Origin of the sequence: Enterovirga sp. CN4-39 (assembly GCF_049446235.1) — a bacterium.
In the GTDB taxonomy this organism is placed as follows: domain Bacteria; phylum Pseudomonadota; class Alphaproteobacteria; order Rhizobiales; family Beijerinckiaceae; genus Enterovirga.
The window spans coordinates 1-17,096 of record NZ_JBMSEF010000022.1 but is presented as its reverse complement, the minus strand read 5'-3'; the positions used below and the strand labels follow the sequence as shown (position 1 = coordinate 17,096).

Below are 17,096 nucleotides of genomic sequence, written 5' to 3'. Positions count from 1 at the left end.
CCGCTCTAGGCGACGCGGCGTTCGCTGCCGTCGGCCGGCATGCGGTAGCGCAGCTCGCCGATCATCCCGACGATCTGCTGCGGCTGGTAGGGCGTGCGGATGCTCGGCGCGCCCTTGACCTTCGCCTCGTCCGGAATGCGGTGCGGAGCACGCGAGGCATAGATCACGTCGATGCGCGGATGGATCAGGCGGGCGGCCTTCGCGACGGCAAGGCCGCTCACGTCGCCGCCGAGATCGGCATCCACCACAAGGACGTTGATGCGGCGCTCGCCCTCCAGGATCTTCATGGCCTCGGCGCCGTCCCGGGCGAGCAGGGGCTCGAAGCCATACATGATGAGGCCGTTCGCGGTGATCTGGCGGGTCAGGCCATCGTTCGCGACGAGGAGAACGGTGACAGGTTTGCTCACGGTCGAACCTCGAAACCATTTGCTCGAAGCAATGCGGGTGCCAGGCGGCTAGGATGAGCTAGGGCGCAGGCGATCGCTCCAATCGTTGACGATTTCTCAACTCGACCACTCAATTTCTAACGATTCGTAAAGAACCGCCGGTCCGTACCAATACTACCCGAGATGTTGCACAGGATCCCCACTGCAACTTCGACGGAATATCCACAGGCTGGGGGCGGCTGTGGAAGGCCGCGCTGCGCGCAGGCGCGGCCGCGCATCGCCTTGTGGGGCACTGCGCTTCTCGGGCTTGTTTTGCCGCCCGCCCGAGGCGGTCAGAGGGGCAGGGCGTGGACGGAATGGCCGCAGCGCGCGGCCCGCTCGGCAGCGGTCACGATGTCGAGAGGACACCACGGCTTCGGGACGTAGACGCAGCCTTCCGGGAGGTCGCTGAGGCGCTGGCCCGGGTTTCCGGACGTCACGATGACGCTGATTCCCGGCCAGAGGATCGACACGCTGCGCGCGAGCGAGACGCCGTCCATGGCCCCAGGCAGGTTCACGTCGGCGACGACCACCGTCACCTTTCCACTACTGTCGCGGAGGCGCTCGATCGCGTCTTCGGCGTTGGCGACCCTGAAGACGTCGAGGTCGAACTCCTCGAGCATCACCGCGCCGAGTTCGCGCTGGGCTGCGTCGTCTTCGACGATGAGGGCGATGGGCCTCGCTTCCTGCGCATGCGTCATCGGTCCGCCTCCGCGCCCCCCGGAAAGCGATGGCCAGCTTCTGCCGGCTCGGGTCGGCTACCCCGACATTGTCCGATTTAGGCCAAAGTGCCGCATCCGGCTGCCCGGATCAACCCCGGGAGGATCGGGCCGACATTGACGCGCCGATCCATCGATCTCAGAACGCCCCGGTCCAGCAGCGCGGGGAGGCGCACATGAACCAGCTTTCGCCCGGCATCGCCACGCAAGCCCGGCCGCTCTGGCTGAACCTGATCGGCGCCGAGCGCCGTGGCGCTGCGGATGGACGCACGCTCGACGTGCTGTGCCCGTCCGACGGTCTGCCCTTCGCCGCCATCGCCCGCTCCGGCCAGGGAGAGGTGGATCTTGCCGTCCGGGTCGCGCGGGCCGCCTTCGAGGGCGCCTGGGGACGCCTCACCGCGACGGAGCGCGGGCGCCTGCTGGTGCGGCTCGGAGAGGCGGTCCTGGCGCGCGCCGACGAACTCGGCGAGCTCGAGTCCCGGGATACGGGCAAGCCGCTGTCCCAGGGGAGGGCGGATGCCGTCGCGGCGGCGCGCTATTTCGAATTCTACGGCACCTCGGCCGACAAGCTGCATGGGGAAACCATCCCCTTCCTGAACGGCTACACGGTCGCCGTGATCCGCGATCCGCACGGTGTCACGGGCCACATCGTGCCGTGGAACTACCCGATGCAGATCTTCGGCCGCTCCGTCGGCGCCTCGCTCGCCTGCGGCAATGCCTGCGTGGCGAAGCCGGCCGAGGATGCGGGCCTCAGCCTGATCCGCATCGCCGAACTCGCCCTGGAGGTCGGATTCCCGGAAGGCGCCCTGAACGTCGTGTCGGGCCTCGGGGAGGAGGCGGGCGCCGCCCTCGCGGGCCATCCGGGCATCGACTTCGTCTCGTTCACGGGCAGCCCCGAAGTGGGCACGCTCGTCCAGGCTGCCGCGGCGCGCAACCACATCGGCTGCACGCTCGAGCTCGGCGGGAAATCGCCTCAGCTCGTCTTCGCGGATGCCGACCTGGAGGCCGCGGCCCCCGTGCTCGTGAAGGCGATCATCCAGAACGGCGGCCAGACCTGCTCGGCGGGAAGCCGCGTGCTGGTCGAGCGGCGCGCCTACGACGAGGTGGCGGCGCGCGTCGCCGAGCTCTTCGGCAAGGTCCAGGCCGGCCCGCATGACCGGGATCTCGACCTCGGCCCGATGGTCAATGCCGGCCAGAAGGCGCGGGTGGAGCGGTTCGTCGCCGCCGCCCGCGAGGCCGGCGTACCCGTCCTCGCCGAGGGCCGGATCGTGGACGGCGCGCCCGCCGGGGGCTTCTACGTGAAGCCGGCCTTGTTCGGCCCGGTGCCGCGCGCCAACGACCTTGCCGGCGAGGAGGTGTTCGGGCCGGTCCTGTCGCTGCTGCCCTTCGATGACGAGGCGGACGCGGTCCGGCTGGCCAACGGCACGCCATACGGCCTCGTCGCGGGGGTTTGGACGAACGACGCGAAGCGCTCGATGCGCGTGGCTCGGGCCATGCGCTGCGGCCAGGTCTTCGTGAACGGGTACGGCGCGGGCGGCGGGATCGAGCTGCCGTTCGGAGGAGTGAAGAAGTCCGGCCACGGACGTGAAAAGGGCTTCGAGGCTCTGTACGAGTTCTCGGCTTCGAAGACGATCGTGCTCAACCACGGCTAAGTTGCACGAAGGGGAGGAACTGCCTTGAGGCTTCAAAACAAGACCGCCATCGTGACCGGAGCCGCCCAGGGCTTCGGCTACGGCATTGCGGAGACCTTTCTTCGCGAGGGAGCGCGCGTGGCGCTGCTCGACATCAACGGCGATGCCGCCCAGAAGGCGGCCGAGACGCTCGGATCCGGGGCGGTCGCGTTCCGCTGCGACGTTGCGGACAGCGCGAACGTCGCCGAGGTCACCCGGAAGGCCATCGACGCGCTCGGCGGGCTCGACATCCTGGTCAACAATGCCGGGATCACGCACCGCAACCAGCCGATGCTGGACGTCGGAGAGGCGGAGTTCGACCGGGTCTTCGCGGTCAACGTGAAGTCGATCTACCTCTTCGCGCTTTCGGTCGTGCCGCATTTCCGCCAGCGCGGGGGCGGGGTGATCCTGAATATCGGGTCCACGGCCGGCGTCCGGCCGCGGCCGGGGCTGACGTGGTACAATGCCTCGAAGGGCGCCGTGAACCTGATGTCGAAGTCGATGGCGGTGGAACTCGCGCCCGACAGGATCCGCGTGAACGCGATCGCACCCGTCGCGGGGGAGACGCCGCTGCTCGCGAGCTTCATGGGCGAGGACACGCCCGAGAAGCGCGCCGCCTTCCGGGCCACCATTCCCTGGGGCCGGCTCTCGACCCCGGAGGACATCGCCAACTCCGCCCTCTTCCTCTGCTCGGACGAGGCGGAGATGGTGACCGGGACGGTCCTCGCGGTCGATGGCGGACGCTGCATCTGATCCGGACAACGCCAAGGAGCCGGCTCGCTGAGCCGGCTCGCCAGGAGACGCAATGAGCCAGCTTTTCTCGCCGATCAGGCTCGGGAACCAGGAGTTCCCGAACCGGATCGTGATCTCGCCCATGTGCCAGTACAGCGCCATCCATGGCGACGCCAACGACTGGCATCTGGTCCATCTCGGGACGCTGTCGATGTCGGGAGCCGCGCTCCTCGTGCTCGAGGCCACCGCCGTGGAGGAGATCGGCCGGATCAGCCACGGCGATCTCGGGCTCTACAACGACGAGAACGAGGCCGCGCTGCATCGCGTCCTCGGCTTCTGCCGGAAGCACGGCTCGGCCAAGTTCGGCGTCCAGATCGCCCATGCGGGCCGGAAAGGATCCGCCCAGGCTCCCTGGGAGGGCGGGCGCGCCCTCGGTCCGGACGGCGATCCGTGGGAAACCGTGTCGGCCTCGGCGCTCCCCTTCGCGGATGACTGGCACACGCCCCGCGAGGCGAGCGAGGAGGACATCGAGCGGATCGTCGCCGCCTTCGCGGAGACGGCCGAGCGGGCCATCCGGCTCGGCTTCGAGGTGATCGAACTGCACGCCGCGCATGGCTACCTGCTCCACCAGTTCCTGTCGGCCGTCTCGAACCAGCGGACCGACCAGTATGGCGGCAGCCTGGAGAACCGGATGCGGTTTCCGCTGCGCGTGTTCGATGCCGTCAAGGCCGTCTGCACGCCCGAGGTGGCCCTCGGGGTCCGGATCACGGGCTCCGACTGGATCGAGGGCGGGATCGATATCGAGGAGGCGGTGGCTTTCGCGTCGGAGCTGAAGCGGCGCGGCTGCCACTACGTGGACGTGACGAGCGGCGGCATCGCCCTCAAGGCCAAGATCGAGATCGGGCCCGGCTACCAGGTGCCCTTCGCGGCCGAGGTGAAGCGGCGCGTCGGCATCCCGGTCTGGAGCGTCGGCTTGATCGTCACGCCCGAGCAGGCCGAGGACGTGGTCGCCTCCGGCCGCTCCGACATGGTGGCCCTCGGGCGGACGATCCTGGACGAGCCGCACTGGCCCTGGAAGGCCGCCCAGGTGCTCGGCGCCGACGTGGCGCGGCCGCCGCAATACCAGCGGGCCGCACCCAGGCTCTGGCCTGGCGCCTCCTACAAGCAGCCCCGGCCGCCGCAGCCCGTGGCGGCGGAGTGATGCGCGGCGAGGGCCCAACGGCTAGGTTGGGCCTCGACGCGCCGCGAGGAACGACGAACGACGACGCGCGACTTGGCGCGCGAGCGCGGCTGGGACCGCGACTGAGGATCTGATTATGGCTGAAGTGTTTGTCTGCGACGCCGTCCGCACCCCGGTTGGGCGCTATGGCGGGGGCCTCGCATCCGTCCGGACGGACGATCTCGCCGCGATCCCGATCCGGGAGCTGGTGAAGCGCCAGCCCGGGATCGCGGAGGCGGTCGACGAGGTCGTGTTCGGCTGCGCCAACCAGGCCGGCGAGGACAACCGCAATGTCGCCCGCATGGCGGCCCTGCTGGCCGGGCTGCCGGAAAGCACGCCTGCCGCCACGATCAACCGCCTCTGCGCGTCCGGCATGGACGCCATCGGGGCGGCCGCACGGGCCATCAAGGCCGGCGAAGCGGACCTGTGCATCGCGGGCGGCGTCGAGTCGATGACGCGGGCGCCCTTCGTCATGGGCAAGGCCACGCAGGCCTTCCAGCGCTCGGCGGAGACCTACGACACCACGATCGGGTGGCGCTTCATCAATCCGCTGATGAAGCAGCAATACGGGGTCGATTCGATGCCCGACACGGCCGAGAACGTGGCCGAGGAGTTCCAGGTCAGCCGCGCGGACCAGGATGCCTTCGCGCTGCGTTCGCAGCAGCGCGCAGGCCGGGCCCAGGCGGAGGGGATCTTCGCCGCCCAGATCGTGGCGGTCGAGATCGCCGGCCGCAAGGGCGAGGTGACCCGGGTGGAGAAGGACGAGCACCTTCGCCCGGACACGACGGCCGAGGCGCTCGCCAAGCTCAAGCCGATCCGCGCGGGCGGCAGCGTCACCGCCGGGAACGCGTCGGGCGTGAACGATGGCGCGGCTGCCGTCATCCTGGCCTCGGAAGCGGCGGTGCGGCGGCATGGGCTGACCCCGCGCGCCCGCATCCTCGGGCTCGCCTCCGCCGGCGTTCCGCCGCGCATCATGGGTATCGGGCCCGTCCCGGCTACCCAGAAGCTGATGGAGCGGCTCGGGCTCAAGATCTCCGACTTCGACCTCATCGAGCTGAACGAAGCCTTCGCCTCGCAGGTGCTCGCCTCGCTGCGTCAGCTCGGGGTGCCGGACGACGCCGAGCACGTGAACCCGAATGGCGGCGGGATCGCCCTCGGCCATCCGCTCGGCATGTCGGGCGCGCGGATCGCGACGGATGTCGTGCAGGAGCTGAACCGCCGCGGCGGCAAGCTCGGCCTCGCCACGATGTGCGTCGGCGTGGGGCAGGGCGTCGCGATGGCGCTCGAGCGCGTGGAATAGCGCAGCCGGAAAACCTACGGCGGGGTCCTGCGCGTCAGTGCAGGACCTTGCGCTTCAGCAACCGTGTCCGGTCGACGGACGGGATGTTGATCTCGTAGCTCCGCCCGGTGCGGTGGATGCGGAGCGGCACCACGACGCCGGCTTCGCCGAGCGCCCAGATCCGGCGGTAGAGATCGGCGAGGGTTTCGATCTCCTCGCCCGCGATCGCCAGGATCACATCCCCGACCTGCAGCCCGGCGCCGTCCGACGGGCCGCCATCGGCGATCCCAGCCGTCACGACGCGGCCATCGACCTCGGTCGCGTAGAACCCCAGCCACGGGCGGGCCGTTGGGCCGGGTGAACCCGTCGCGAGCAGGGACGGCAGGACAGGCTTCAGCAGATCGATCGGCACGATCATGTTGAGGTTTTCCTCGGTGCCGCCCCGCTCCTGTTGGAGTTGCAGCGAGCCGATGCCGAGAAGCTCCCCGCTGGCCCCGATCAGGGCCGTTCCGCCCCAATGCGGGTGGGGAGGGCTGGTGAAAATCGCCTCGTCGAGGAGATATTCCCAGTAGCCGGCGAATTCCTGCTTCGCGATCACCCGCGCGGCGACCGAGCGCTGCCGCCCGCCCGCGCCCGCGACCACGACGCTGTCTCCCACCTTGACCTTGCCGGAATCGCCGATCGGAACCGGCGGCACGTCGAGCCGGCCCAAGGCCTGGACGAGGCCGAGGCCGCTCTCGTGGTCGACCCCGAGCACGTCGCCCGGCACGACGCGGCCGTCGTTGAGGGTGAGCCAGATCGTGCTGGCCTCGGCGATCAGGTAGCCGATCGTCAGGACGAGGCCGTTTTCCCCGATCAGGACCCCGTTCCCGGCCCGCTCCGTTCCGAGGGTATCGGCCGTGAAGGCGTCGGACGGGACGGTCGAGGTCAGGGCCAGGACCGCATCAAGCACGCGGTCCATGTCATATGCGTAGTCGTCAGGCCGGGGCTGAGCGCCCTTCGGGATCTTCCATTCGGCAGCCGGCATCAATTGAACAGTTCTCCACGGCCAAGCCTTGGGTTCACACCACGAACTTAAGCCGCGCCGTGGCGTTCCACCGCCCTCCTGCGAAAACCTGAAGCAGCAGCCATGCGCCTCGCGGCGCAGGGACGTGCGCCTCAGCTGTTCGGGATGAAGGTCCCGAGGCCGCGGAAGAGCTGGCTGACGAAGTTCGCTTCCTGGCCGCCCGCTTCCGTCTTGCGGGAGATGAAGTCGAACACCTTGCCGTCCTGGAGACCGTAGAGGGCGACGCGCTCAACACGGAGGCCGTTGTTGAAGTACACGGCCGTCACGCGCTGGTCCGTCACCTTCTCGCCGAGGAAGTGCAGCGTCCGGCTCTGGACCTGGCTGATATAGTACCAGCTCTTGTTGCCCACGGTGGAAACGGTCGAGGGCGTGCCGAGGATCTGCAGCACCTGCTCGGCCGCCATCCCGGGCTTGACCTGGGCAAGGGCGCGCTCGTCCACCACATAGCCGTGGTGAAGGTCCTCGCCGACCATGCAGCCCGAGAGGGCCAGGCCCAGGATTGCCGCTCCTGCAATCCGTCCGAAGAAGCCTGTCCGGGCAAGCCGCATGAAACCCCCTTGTCGCGGCCGTCGCCGCAATTCTGCGCCGAGGCGTCAGCTACCGGCCGGTTATGGCTTTGACAAGGCGCCGCGGTTCAGGCTCGGTGGAGCGCATGTTTGGGTTCGGTAAAAAGAGATCGGGGCGCGAACTGGTCGAGGCGCTCCACACGCGGGTTGTGGAAGCGTCGCGCCGGCCGGAGCTCTACGAAGGGGCAGGCGTGCCGGACACCATGGAGGGCCGCTTCGAAGCGCTGACCCTCCATGTGCTGGTCGTGCTGCGGCGGCTGCGGCAATTGCCGTTGCCGGCCGAGGACGTCGCGCAGGAACTCGTCGATTCCGTCTTCGCGCATCTGGAAATCGCCCTGCGGGAAATGGGCATCGGCGATTTCGGCGTGCCGAAACGCATGAAGAAGCTCGCCGGTGCCTTCTTCGACCGTACATCGAAATACGATGCGCTGATCGCGAGGGGGGATGTCGACGGCCTGGCGGCGGAAGTGGCGCAGCGACTCGCCGCCGATCCGGCATCGCTGCGGCCGTTCGCGGCGGTCGTCATCGCCAGCGAGGACAAGCTCGCCGATGCGGACCTGGAAGGCATCCTCAAAGGTCCCGCCTTCGCGAGCGTCGCCGAATCGCGCCGGATTTTGACAGTGGAGACGAACACGTGATCGCCGACAGCGTCGGGCCGCTTTCCCGTCCCTTCTCGGTCGCCCATCTGCCGCCGCGTGGGACCGATGTGACCGTGGAGGCCAACGCCGAGGAACTCGCGGCCCTGGCGAAGGATCTGCACCTGCCGGCGATCCGGACGCTTTCGGCCCATCTCCACATCAAGGGGAGCCCCGCGCGGGTCCATGTGACCGGCCGCGTGAAGGCCGCGATCGTCCAGACCTGCGTGGTGACGCTGGAGGAGTTCGAGTCCGGCCTGGAGGAGGATGTCGCCGTGACCTTCCGGGCGCCTGTCGCGGGGGAGAAGGAATTCGACCCGGGTGAGGAGATCGAGGCCGATCTCGACGCGCCGGACGAACTCGTCGGCGATCGCATCGATCTCGGCGCGATCACGGCCGAGTTCCTGGCGCTCGGGCTCGATCCCTATCCGCGCAAGCCGGGAGTCGCGTTCGAGGAGGGGCCCTCGTCGCAAGAGGACGAGGCGGCCGGTTCGCCCTTCGCCGGGCTCGCGCGCCTGCGAAAGGATTGAGCGGCGGCTTCAGGCCGCCGCTGCGCCCTGTGCCGGAGGGGCGGCGGGCGTGATCGCGACCGACTCGCCGCAGCCGCAGGCGGAGGTCTGGTTCGGGTTGTTGAACACGAAGGTGGACGACATCTTCGTCGTCTGGAAGTCCATCTCCGTCCCGAGAAGGAACAGGATGGCCTTCGGGTCGATCAGGACCCTGACGCCCTTGTCCTCCACGACCTCGTCGCTCGGCCGGACCTCGTCGGCATATTCCATCGTGTAGGACATGCCGGCGCAGCCGCCGTTCTTCACGCCCACGCGAAGCCCGGCGATCGGCTTTTCGGAGCGGGACATGATGTCCCTCACGCGGCTAGCGGCCGCATCCGTCAGGGTGATGACCTTCATGCGCGGCAGGGCCATGAAGCGTGATCCTTGCAGATGGGGGCAAGAACGCCCCGTTTGCTGCAATGTAGCCCCGCCGAGGGCTGTTTTGAAGACGCGGGCCCGCATATGGCCCGGAAGTGAGGACCTCATCCGGCCATGCTGGATCCTGGCGAACACGCCGAACATGTGACCGGCCGAAAGCAATCGGCCCTGCTCGATCTCTGGCCGGACTGGAATTTCGCTGCGGCCCTCAGCGAGGTCACGGGCCCGCATGTCTACGAGTTCGGCGCCCTTTCGGTCCCGACGGTCGCGATCACGCTCTACAATGTCCGCCGCCATGTCCTGATCGAGGACGGCCGGGTCCGGCGGGACGGGAGCGTGCGTGCGGGGCGGTTTCGGATCGGGCAGCCGAGCCGGAACGTGCTGGTCGACGCGGTTCCGGACGCAGTGTCGGGCAAGCTCGTCCTGCTCTATCTCGGTGACCGGCTTCGTCGCGAGGCGGCCGCGGCCCTCGACCGGCCTGAGCCGATCGAACTGGCCGACCACGCCTGGGACGCCGAGGATCCCTTCCTGGCCCAGGCCGCACAGCGCCTCGTGGAGGCGAGCGATACAGCTCCTCCCGGGCGCAGGCTGTTCGCGGAGACCCTCGCGCTGTCGCTCGCCTGCCACGTCACGCAACGCTACGCTGCGACGGGCCACCGGACGGCCCCGCCCTCGTCGCCGCAGCTTTCCTCGCGGGCCCTGAAGCAGGTCGTTGAGTTCGTGCGGGCCTCGCCGGGTGCGGAAATCACGACGGATGATCTGGCCCGCATCAGCGGCCTGAGCGCCTCCCATCTCATCCGGGCCTTCAAGCGCAGCACCGGCCTCACGCCGCACCGGTTCGTGATCCGGGAGAGGGTGGCGATGGCGCAGGAGCTTCTGGCGGGGACGAACGAGCCGATCGCCGAGATCGCCGTGACCTGCGGCTTTTCCTCCCAGTCGCATCTCGGGGCGGCATTCCGCTCGATTATCGGCACCAGTCCTGCCCAATATCGCCGCATTCGGCGCAGCTGAGGTCAGTTTTCTGACAGAACTCGGCGGCGCTCGCGCGATTTCTGACAGACGCGGGATTTCCCGCCCACCATCTTCCCGCGCATCTCCAGCCGCCCTGTCGCGGCAACGGGGGAGGATTTGATGTCTGCTTCAACACAAGCGCCCCCTGGCTCGGGCGCTCCCGACACGGTCGCGATCGAGGACACGAGCCTCACCGGCTTCTACCGCGACATGACCGTCCCCGAGCGCCGCACCTTCTGGGCCTGCGGGGCCGGTTGGGCGCTCGATGGCATGGACTTCATGATCTACCCCTTGGTGATCGGCACGATCATCAAGATGTGGAGCGTCGAGCCCGGGACCGCGGGCCTGGCCGGCACCGTGACGCTCCTGTCCTCCGCCCTCGGCGGCTGGGCGGCGGGCTTTCTCGCCGACCGGATCGGCCGGGTGCGCACGCTCCAGCTGACCATCCTGTGGTTCTCGTTCTTCTCCCTCCTCTGCGCGTTCGCGCAGAATTTCGAGCAGCTCCTGATCCTGCGCGCGCTCCTCGGCTTCGGCTTCGGCGGCGAATGGGCGGCCGGGGCGGTCCTGATGGGCGAGACGATCCGGGCGCAGTATCGCGGGCGGGCGGTCGGCTCGGTCCAGTCGGGCTGGGCGATCGGCTGGGGAATGGCCGTGCTCGCCCAGGCAGCGCTCTTCTCCTATCTGCCGGCCGAGCAGGCCTGGCGCTGGATGTTCGTCATCGGCTCCCTGCCGGCGCTGCTCGTCCTCTACCTCCGCGCCTACGTGAAGGAGCCGGAAGTCTCCGTGAAGACGATGGCGAAGGCGGCGAGCACGGGCGACAAGCCGTCCGTGTGGGAGATCTTCCAGGGCCCCATCCTGAAGACGACCGTCCTGGCCTCGCTCGTCGCAACCGGCTGCCAGGGCGGGTACTACGCCGTCACCTTCTGGGTGCCGCAGTTCCTGACCACGGAGCGGCAGCTCTCGATCGTGTCGTCGACGGGATACCTCGCCGCCCTCATCATCGGCTCCTTCGTCGGCTACCTCGTCGGCGCCTGGTACGCCGACCGGTTCGGGCGCCGTAACCTGTTCCTGGTCTTCTCGCTCGGCGCGATCGCCGTGGTGGTCGCCTACACCCAGCTGCCGCTCTCGAATGCGGTGCTGTGGGTGCTGGGCTTCCCGCTCGGCTTCTTCGCCTCGGGCTATTTCTCCGGCATGGGCGCGTTCCTGACGGAGCTCTATCCGACCCGGCTGCGCGGCTCGGGCCAGGGCTTCTGCTACAATTTCGGCCGCGGGATCGGCGCGCTGTTCCCGTTCCTGGTCGGCTACCTGTCGCAGACGACGACCTTGGCGAACGCGATCTGCATCTTCGCCGCGGGCGCCTACACCCTGTTCTTCGTGGCCGCCTATGCGCTGCCGGAGACCCGCGGAAAGGTGCTGCACGCCGATGCGTGAGGCCTTCCCGTCGAGCATGGAGGCGCCGGCTTGTCCGGCGCCCCAACCCGATCCGCGCGGCCCTACCCGCTACGCGGTGCCGCGGGGCGCGGTCGACACCCATGCGCATGTCATCGGGCTGCCGCCCGACTACCCCTTCGTCGAGCCGCGGAGCTACACGCCGCCGGAGGCGAGCCCCGAGGCCTACCTGGCCATGCTGGATGCGACGGGGTTCGATTACGGGGTGCTGATCCAGGTCAGCGTCCACGGCACGGACAACCGCCGCATGCTCGAGACGCTGCGGGCCCATCCCGGGCGGCTGCGCGGGATCGCCGTGATCCCGCTTGGCCTCTCCGATCGTGAACTCGCGGAGCTGCAGAGCGCCGGCGTGGTGGGGCTGCGCCTCAACGTGCTCTATGGCGGCGGGGTGGGGTTCGACCAGCTCGCATCCTACGGCGCCCTGGCGCGCGAGATGGGCTGGCACCTGCAGTTCCTGGTGGACGCGCGCGACCTGCCGCCGATCGCCTCGGAGGTCGCGAAGCTGCCCGTCCCCTTCGTGGTGGACCATATGGGCCATTTCCCGACCTCGGCCGGCCTCGACGATCCTGGCTTCCGGACCCTGGTGTCCCTGGTGCGCGACGGCGGGTGGGTGAAGCTGCAGGGCGCCTTCCGCAACTCCGTCGAGGGGCCGCCCTATGCGGACACGATCCCGTTCGCGCGCGCCCTCTCCGACGCGGCGCCCGACCGCTGCGTCTGGGGCTCCGATTGGCCGCATGTCGCCAATTGGGGGCCGATGCCGAATGTGGGCGAGCTGCTCGACCTCGTCGCGGACTGGGTTCCGGACGAGGAGCGGCGGCAGAAGCTCTTCGTCGACAATCCGCACCGGCTCTACGGCTTCGGCGGGCACAAGCCTCTCGCAGCCCTGGGCTGAGCTCACCGGAAGTCGCGCGTCGGGATCTTGATGCCTGAACCGAGGCGCAGGTCCGGGATGTAGATGTCGCGTGCCTTTCGGCCGAAGGCCGCCTCCGGCTCGGAGGCGGGCTCGGCGGGAGGATGGCGGCGCAGTGCCTTGTCGTCCCGCTGGTCCGGCGAGCCGCCATGCTTCGCCTCGTCCCCGCGCCCGGTGCGGAGCGGGAAAGCCTCGTCGTCCGGACGGTCGCCGACCCGGCGCAGCATGTCCGAGAGATCGATCAGGTGGTCGGCGACCACGTGGATGACGTCGCCCTCGCGCTGCACCTTGCCGCGCACCGCCATCATGCCGGACGAGAGGATGAGGCGGCGCTGGCGCTCGAAGAGGGAGGGCCAGATCACGAGGTTCGCGACCTCCGTCTCGTCCTCGATCGTGATGAACATGACGCCCTTGGCCGAGCCGGGCTTCTGCCGCACCAGCACGAGCCCCGCCACCGTGACGCGCCGGCCGTTGCGCATCCTCCTCAGCGCCGCGCAGGGCACGGCGCCGCTTCGGGCGAGGTCATCGCGCATGAACCCGACCGGATGGCGGCGGAGCGACAGCCCGCTCGCGCGGTAATCCTCGACGACGTTGCGGGCCTCGCTCATGGGGCTCAGGACGACGGGGCTCTCCACGATCTCCGGGGCGAGGCGGCTTTCGCGCGCGTCGGCCGCAGCGAAGAGGGGCAGGGGCTCGTCCGACAGGCCCTTGATGGCCCAGAGCGCATCGCGCCGGTTGAGCTCCAGCGACCCATAGGCATCCGCCTCGGCAAGACGGGTGAGCGCGGCGACCGGCACGCCGGCCCGACGCCACAGCTCCTCGATCGAGGAATAGGGCTGGTCTGCCCGCGCGGCGACGATGCGGGCGCCATGCTCGTTGGAAAGGCCGCGGGCGAGGCGCAGGCCGAGGCGCACGGGGCGGAGGGGTCTCTTCTCCCCGTGCAACGGGGAGAAGTCGAGTCGCTCGTCAGAGCGACCGGATGAGGGGCAAATCTCGGGCAGGTCGCCGCCCCTCACCCGGTTGCCCTCCCGGGCAACTCGACCTCTCCCCGTTGCACGGGGAGAGGAGGGTTCCAACCGCGTGTCCCATCCCGAATGGTTCACGTCCGGCGGCAGCACCTCGACGCCATGCGCGCGCGCGTCCCGGACGAGCTGGGCGGGCGCGTAGAAGCCCATCGGCTGCGAGTTGAGGATCGCGGCAAGGAAGACGTCCGGGTGGTGGCATTTCACCCAGGCCGACGCATAGGCGATGAGCGCGAAGGAGGCGGCGTGGCTCTCCGGGAAACCGTATGAACCGAAACCCTCGAGCTGCTTGAAGGTCTTTTCCGCGAATTCGGGCGTGTAGCCGTTGCCGACCATCCCATTGATGAGCTTGTCGCGGAACAGCGAGACTTTTCCCGTCAGCTTGAAGGTCGCCATGGCGCGGCGGAGCTGGTCGGCCTCGCCGGCCGTGAAGCCCGCGCATTCGATCGCGACCCGCATCGCCTGTTCCTGGAAGAGGGGGACGCCGAGCGTCTTGTGCAGCACCCGCTTCAGCTCGGGCGTGGGGTACTCGACCGGCTCGCGGCCCTCCCGCCGGCGCAGGTAGGGGTGGACCATGTCGCCCTGGATGGGGCCGGGCCGCACGATCGCGACCTGGATGACGAGGTCGTAGAGCTTCCGCGGCTTCATGCGCGGCAGCATGGCCATCTGTGCCCGGCTCTCGATCTGGAAGGTGCCGAGCGTGTCGGCCTTCTGGATCATGGCGTAGGTCGCGGGATCGTCGCCCGGCACGGTGGAGAGGTCGTGCGTCTCGCCCGTGACCTCCTCCAAGATGTCGAAGGCGCGCCGCATGCAGCCGAGCATGCCGAGGCCGAGCACGTCGACCTTCATGAACTTGAGCGCGTCGATGTCGTCCTTGTCCCACTCGATGACCTGCCGGTTCTCCATGGCGGCGGGCTCGATCGGGACGAGGTCGTCGAGCCGCTCCTCGGTGAGCACGAAGCCGCCCGGATGCTGCGACAGGTGGCGCGGCGTGTTGATGAGTTCCCTGGCGAGCTCCAGCGTCAGGCGGAGGCGGCGGTCGTGGAGGTTGAGGCCGAGCGCGGCCGCCTCCTTCTCGCCGACGCCGTCGCGGCTCCAGCCCCAGACGAGGCCGGCAAGCGCGGCCGTCACGTCCTCCGGCAGCCCCAGCACCTTGCCGACCTCGCGCACGGCCCCGCGCGCGCCGTAGCGGATCACGGTCGCGCAGAGCGCGGCCCGGTGGCGGCCATAGGTCTCGTAGACCCACTGGATCACCTCCTCGCGCCGCTCGTGCTCGAAATCGACGTCGATGTCGGGCGGCTCGCGCCGCTCCTGGCTCACGAAGCGCTCGAACAGCAGCTCCTGCTCGATCGGGTCGATCGACGTGATGCCCAGCATGTAGCAGACGACCGAATTCGCGGCCGAGCCGCGGCCCTGGCAGAGGATCGGTGGCTCCATGGCGCGGGCGGCCCGCACGATCGCGTGGACGGTGAGGAAATAGGGCGCGTAGTCGAGCTCGCGGATGAGCCTGAGCTCGTGCCGGATCTGGGCGTCGAGCCGTTCCGGCACATCGCCGCCATGGCGGGTGCGGGCGGCCTCCCAGGTGAGGCGCTCCAGGGTCTCCTGCGCGGAGAGGCCTGTTTCCACGACCTCGGACGGGTATTGGTAGCGGAGCTCCCCGACGTCGAAGCGGCAGGCATCGGCGATCTCGGCGGCGCGCGCGATCGCCTCCGGGTAGCGGGCGAAGAGCCGCTCGGTCTCGGCCGGGCTCCTGAGGTGCCGGTCGGCATGGTGCTCGAGCGCGAAGCCGGCCTCCTCGATCTTCAGGCCGAGGCGGATGCAGGTGACGACGTCCTGCAGGATGCGCCGCTCCTCGCAATGGTAGAGCACGTCGCCGGTCGCGACCGTCTTCACGCGGGCCGCACCCGCCATGGCGGCGATGGCGTCGAGATGGAGCCCGTCGTCCGGACGGAAGCGGCGGGCCAGCGCGCAGGAGGCACGCCGGCCGAAGACCTGGCGCAGCCGCGCGAGATCGGCCGCGAGCGCCTCGTCCGGGAGATCCGTCAGCAGGATCGCGTGCAGGCCCTCGCTCCAGGCCGCGACATCGTCCCAGCCGAGCGTGCAGCCGCCCTTGCCGGCGCGCGCCTTGCCGAGGGACAGGAGCCGCGTCAGGCGCGAATAGGCGGCGCGGTCCGTCGGGTAGACGAGGAGCGCGGCGCCCTCCATGAGGTCCAGCCGCGTGCCGACGATCATGCGCACGCCGGTCGTCTTCGCGGCCTCCCAGCAGCGCACGATCCCGGCGAGCGAGCCGCGATCGACCATCCCGAGCGCCGGAATGCCGAGCAGCGCCGCCGCCGCAAACAGCTCCTCCGGCGAGGACGCCCCGCGCAGGAAGGAGAAATGGCTGGTGACCTGGAGCTCGGGGATCATGGCCGCCGAGCCTCGCGGGGGGGCGCCCAGCCCTCTTCAAGGGGGAGGGCGTGTGCGCGCTTGCCTAGCCGTCTCGCCAGGGATCGTGGAGCACGACCCCACAATTCTCGAAATGGGAGATGTTGCGCGTTGCAACCGCGGCGCCGTTCGCCTTCGCGATTGCTGCGATCATCAGGTCGAGGGTTGCGACCCCAGCGCCGCGACGGGTCCGCAATCCAACGATTTCGGCATAGCGACGGGCAGCCTCGCCGGTGAAGGGCAGCACGCGACCGGCGAACAGTCTGTCGAACAATTGCCGGGCTGCATCGTCCAGACCTTGCCTGCGGCGTCCGGCGGGCAGGAGTTCGATGCCGACCATCACCTCTGCTTCGCTGATCGCCGTCGTCCAAAGATCGTGAAGATCGAAGCGGTGCATCCAACTCCGCACGACCGGTGCCGGCGTCTCGCGCATCAATTCCGAGAGGACATTCGTATCGAGAACGATCAAGGATCGTATCTTTCGTCGAACCTGGGCGGATCACGCAGTGGGACTCGAGGGGGGATCTCGAGCTCGACTCCGCCGAAAGGCGCGAACAGCTCGTGGATGGCGTCGGCCAGATCGGCGCCCGTTGGGCGAGAAGGCTCAGCCAAGCTGTTGCGAAGAATAGCTGCGGCCTCGTCTTCGACGGAGGTGCCATGCGCATCGGCGCGCGAGCGCAGGCGCGAGAGGACCCCGTCTTCGAGATTATCGATGGTGAGGGATGCCACCTCGTCCCCTCCTGCAATGTCCAACGCAACTCTAACATAGGAGGATGCTCGCCTTACGCGAAGCGCCCGTGCAGCCACCAGCGCGTGCCTTCGGGCGCGGGGGCGTTGCGGAAGAGCCAGAAGCGGCGGCCCTTCTCGTCCTCCACGCGGTAATAGTCGCGCAGCGCGGCGGTCTCGGCGTCGGAGACCGTATGAGGCGCCATGCCGGCCTCGATGGCTGCTGCCCTCGGGATGGCGTGGAGTGCCGCAATAGTGGAGCCCAGGGTTTCGACAAAGAGCGGCGCGTCTTTTTCGAAGTGCCAGGTCAC

Annotated in this window: 17 protein-coding genes and 1 pseudogene; 9 read left to right on the top strand and 9 right to left on the bottom strand. The window is 69.1% G+C overall.

Annotation, left to right across the window (positions count from 1 at the left end; translation table 11 throughout):
• Positions 1-5 precede the first annotated feature (5 nt).
• Both ACO2SS_RS24760 and ACO2SS_RS24755 read right to left on the bottom strand, forming a co-directional pair.
• Entirely contained in the window at positions 6-407 is a 402-nt protein-coding gene (locus tag ACO2SS_RS24760; RefSeq protein WP_423280526.1) for a response regulator, read from the bottom strand.
• 311 nt (positions 408-718) lie between these two features.
• Positions 719-1,126, bottom strand: coding sequence for a response regulator (locus tag ACO2SS_RS24755; protein ID WP_423280525.1), 408 nt, complete (start codon positions 1,124-1,126; stop codon positions 719-721).
• A gap of 194 nt (positions 1,127-1,320) precedes the next feature.
• Here ACO2SS_RS24755 and ACO2SS_RS24750 point away from each other — a divergent pair, with 194 nt between their 5' ends.
• The 4 genes from ACO2SS_RS24750 (at position 1,321) to pcaF (ending at position 6,065) form a co-directional block, all read left to right on the top strand.
• Entirely contained in the window at positions 1,321-2,796 is a 1,476-nt protein-coding gene (locus ACO2SS_RS24750; protein WP_423280524.1) for an aldehyde dehydrogenase family protein, read from the top strand.
• Positions 2,797-2,820: 24 nt separating this feature from the next.
• A complete protein-coding gene (locus ACO2SS_RS24745; protein WP_423280523.1) occupies positions 2,821-3,567 on the top strand; it encodes an SDR family oxidoreductase in 747 nt (248 codons plus the stop codon).
• Positions 3,568-3,619: 52 nt separating this feature from the next.
• A complete protein-coding gene (locus ACO2SS_RS24740; protein ID WP_423280522.1) occupies positions 3,620-4,747 on the top strand; it encodes an NADH:flavin oxidoreductase/NADH oxidase in 1,128 nt (375 codons plus the stop codon).
• A 115-nt stretch (positions 4,748-4,862) separates the two neighbouring features.
• Positions 4,863-6,065: a 3-oxoadipyl-CoA thiolase gene (pcaF, locus tag ACO2SS_RS24735; RefSeq protein WP_423280521.1), complete on the top strand. Its 1,203-nt coding sequence runs from the start codon at positions 4,863-4,865 to the stop codon at positions 6,063-6,065.
• 34 nt (positions 6,066-6,099) lie between these two features.
• On the opposite strand, the gene ACO2SS_RS24730 is transcribed toward pcaF, so the two are convergent.
• The gene (locus tag ACO2SS_RS24730; RefSeq protein WP_423280520.1) at positions 6,100-7,071 is read right to left on the bottom strand and encodes a S1C family serine protease; all 972 of its coding nucleotides are present in this window, start codon (positions 7,069-7,071) and stop codon (positions 6,100-6,102) included.
• A 131-nt stretch (positions 7,072-7,202) separates the two neighbouring features.
• On the bottom strand, positions 7,203-7,658 hold the full coding sequence (locus ACO2SS_RS24725; RefSeq protein ID WP_423280519.1) for an outer membrane protein assembly factor BamE: 456 nt from the start codon (positions 7,656-7,658) through the stop codon (positions 7,203-7,205).
• A 209-nt stretch (positions 7,659-7,867) separates the two neighbouring features.
• Between ACO2SS_RS24725 and ACO2SS_RS24720 the strand changes: the two genes are divergently transcribed.
• Complete coding sequence (locus ACO2SS_RS24720) at positions 7,868-8,314, top strand: ubiquinol-cytochrome C chaperone family protein (protein WP_423280518.1); 447 nt, start codon at positions 7,868-7,870, stop codon at positions 8,312-8,314.
• The gene (locus tag ACO2SS_RS24715) at positions 8,311-8,841 is read left to right on the top strand and encodes a YceD family protein (RefSeq protein WP_423280517.1); all 531 of its coding nucleotides are present in this window, start codon (positions 8,311-8,313) and stop codon (positions 8,839-8,841) included. Before ACO2SS_RS24720 ends, ACO2SS_RS24715 begins: the two co-directional genes overlap by 4 nt.
• Positions 8,842-8,850: 9 nt before the next feature.
• Here the strand turns inward: ACO2SS_RS24715 and ACO2SS_RS24710 are convergent, their stop codons facing one another.
• Positions 8,851-9,234: a HesB/IscA family protein gene (locus ACO2SS_RS24710; protein ID WP_423280516.1), complete on the bottom strand. Its 384-nt coding sequence runs from the start codon at positions 9,232-9,234 to the stop codon at positions 8,851-8,853.
• Between the two features lie 120 nt (positions 9,235-9,354).
• On the opposite strand from ACO2SS_RS24710, the gene ACO2SS_RS24705 reads away from it, so the two are divergent.
• The 3 genes from ACO2SS_RS24705 (at position 9,355) to ACO2SS_RS24695 (ending at position 12,592) form a co-directional block, all read left to right on the top strand.
• On the top strand, positions 9,355-10,251 hold the full coding sequence (locus ACO2SS_RS24705; protein ID WP_423280515.1) for a helix-turn-helix domain-containing protein: 897 nt from the start codon (positions 9,355-9,357) through the stop codon (positions 10,249-10,251).
• A gap of 120 nt (positions 10,252-10,371) precedes the next feature.
• Positions 10,372-11,682, top strand: a complete 1,311-nt coding sequence (locus ACO2SS_RS24700; protein ID WP_423280514.1) for an MFS transporter — start codon at positions 10,372-10,374, stop codon at positions 11,680-11,682.
• Entirely contained in the window at positions 11,675-12,592 is a 918-nt protein-coding gene (locus ACO2SS_RS24695; protein WP_423280513.1) for an amidohydrolase family protein, read from the top strand. Before ACO2SS_RS24700 ends, ACO2SS_RS24695 begins: the two co-directional genes overlap by 8 nt.
• Positions 12,593-12,594: 2 nt before the next feature.
• On the opposite strand, the gene ACO2SS_RS24690 is transcribed toward ACO2SS_RS24695, so the two are convergent.
• From ACO2SS_RS24690 to ACO2SS_RS24675, 4 genes and pseudogenes are all read right to left on the bottom strand, one after another.
• The gene (locus ACO2SS_RS24690) at positions 12,595-16,041 is read right to left on the bottom strand and encodes an error-prone DNA polymerase (RefSeq protein WP_423280512.1); all 3,447 of its coding nucleotides are present in this window, start codon (positions 16,039-16,041) and stop codon (positions 12,595-12,597) included.
• Between the two features lie 64 nt (positions 16,042-16,105).
• Positions 16,106-16,528, bottom strand: a complete 423-nt coding sequence (locus tag ACO2SS_RS24685) for a type II toxin-antitoxin system VapC family toxin (protein WP_423280510.1) — start codon at positions 16,526-16,528, stop codon at positions 16,106-16,108.
• A complete protein-coding gene (locus ACO2SS_RS24680) occupies positions 16,525-16,788 on the bottom strand; it encodes a FitA-like ribbon-helix-helix domain-containing protein (RefSeq protein ID WP_423280509.1) in 264 nt (87 codons plus the stop codon). The genes ACO2SS_RS24685 and ACO2SS_RS24680 overlap by 4 nt, the downstream gene beginning before the upstream one ends.
• 53 nt (positions 16,789-16,841) lie before the next feature.
• Positions 16,842-17,096, bottom strand: a pseudogene (locus ACO2SS_RS24675) (hypothetical protein); the annotation flags it as partial.